The sequence below is a fragment of the bacterium genome, assembly GCA_030655055.1.
Taxonomy (GTDB): Bacteria; Edwardsbacteria; AC1; order AC1; family EtOH8; genus UBA5202.
This window is the reverse complement of record JAURWH010000190.1, coordinates 1-1,641: the sequence shown is the minus strand read 5'-3', so window position 1 is coordinate 1,641 and position 1,641 is coordinate 1. Positions and strand designations below refer to the sequence as shown.

General features: G+C 47.3%; 2 protein-coding genes and 3 tRNA genes. 4 read left to right on the top strand and 1 reads right to left on the bottom strand.

Translation table 11 applies throughout. The annotated features are described in order from the left end of the window. The first annotated feature begins 216 nt into the window (after nucleotides 1-216). From Q7U71_08990 to Q7U71_08975, 4 genes are all read left to right on the top strand, one after another. Nucleotides 217-292, top strand: a tRNA-Pro gene (locus tag Q7U71_08990). A gap of 98 nt (nucleotides 293-390) precedes the next feature. Beyond that, nucleotides 391-467, top strand: a tRNA-Arg gene (locus Q7U71_08985). An 80-nt stretch (nucleotides 468-547) separates the two neighbouring features. Continuing rightward, nucleotides 548-955, top strand: a complete 408-nt coding sequence (locus Q7U71_08980; protein ID MDO9391890.1) for a four helix bundle protein — start codon at nucleotides 548-550, stop codon at nucleotides 953-955. A gap of 7 nt (nucleotides 956-962) precedes the next feature. Next, nucleotides 963-1,039 (top strand) — tRNA-His (locus Q7U71_08975). Here the strand turns inward: Q7U71_08975 and Q7U71_08970 are convergent. Beyond that, the coding region (locus Q7U71_08970; protein ID MDO9391889.1) for a hypothetical protein at nucleotides 1,028-1,641 on the bottom strand (614 nt) is incomplete at its 5' end. The genes Q7U71_08975 and Q7U71_08970 overlap by 12 nt on opposite strands.

The window sequence follows — 1,641 nt, the reverse complement described above, 5'->3', positions numbered from 1 at the left end:
TGAAAAGACCATGGCCCAGCTTTCGCCGGAAGAGAAGAACGGGATCAGCCACCGGACCCTGGCCCTGAAGAAGATCGCCCCGCTGATCGCCAGCCTGTCGGGCCGTGACCGGCCCAACTGCCCCGCGGCCTGAATGTCCGGGCCGGGATCGAACCCCCGGTATTGCTTGACATCACCGGTAAAAGTGTTAAATAATTACAAATTCCTGTATTAAAGCGGGGTGTGGCGCAGTTGGTAGCGCGCTTGCTTTGGGAGCAAGAAGCCCCCAGTTCGAGTCTGGGCACCCCGACCAGCTCAGGGAACTGGGAAAGGATCTAAGGGATTAGAATTAGATCTCATATATGTGATTTTGTATAAACACAAAAAACAAATCCCAAACGACGGCGATATGCGCCTGTAGCTCAGTTGGATAGAGCATCTGCCTTCTAAGCAGAGGGTCACAGGTCCGAATCCTGTCAGGCGTACCATACTTAGGGAATGGGGAATAGATTACTGGGATTTGTAAGAGCGCTGTGTTTTGAATTTTGTGAATTATGGGAGGAGCGGAGTGAAAAGTTTTACCGAGCTGGAAGTATGGCAAAAAGCCCACAGGCTGTTTTTAGACCTCACGGTTGATGTTGAAAAGTACCCTTCAACCAGAGCGGCAAAAATAATATCCGATCAGATATTGCGCAGCAGCGGGTCCGTCAGCGCCAATATATCTGAGGGGTTTAACACAGCTTCCACCAAAGAATACGTTAACTATCTGGATATTGCCCGACGAAGTACGGCAGAAACAGAGAACTGGCTATATAAAATACGAGACTTAAATTATCTGGATAATTTAAGTTCCGAATGTAGGATCAGCACCTGCACCGACATCAGCAAAATGATATGCGGGCTGAGAAAAAGCCTAAAATCTAAAATACAGCAAAACAAAGACCTAATCCCAATAATCAAGTCACAAATCCCTTAGTATCGCGGTGGATGTAGTTCAGCTGGTTAGAACGTCGGATTGTGGATCCGAAGGTCGGGGGTTCGAATCCCCTCATCCACCCCATCCCTTAATAATAGAACTTTTTTGAACATCTGTAAGTTGTTGTGTGTCAAGATGTTTGATGGGTGCCGTAGAATGGCCTCGAGAAGCTAACACCTTTTCGAGGTCATTTATGTTAGCTAGGGCCATGCTTACTTTTAATTCCAGGGTGTTACCCCGCAAAATAAAGTTAGATCCCAAAAACAGCAGGATTTGCTTCTTCACTTCCAGGTCACACGACTTAAATAATCCCTCGGCCCGTACTGCGAAGTCAAGCACCTTTTCGGCTCTGGCTAACCAGTCCACTATGATAGAGGAGGTGCTTTTTTGCAAACCCTCTAACCGCTCTTTCTCGCCGAGATACTCTTTCTTTAGCCGCAGATAATCATCATCGGAAATAAGTCCGCTGACGTTCTTTTTTACCAGCATAGTAAGATTGTCTATCACCTTATTTAGGTCCTTCTGATAAGAACGATACAAACTCCTGGTTGACTCGCTATCCTGCTGGGTTTCCTCCCGTAGTACCCGTAACACGATATCCTTGACCACCGGGCTGATAGTGATCTTGGCCAGTTGTTCCATTATCTGGTCCTCGATCACTTTTTCGTTAACCGGCCGGGCGGGAC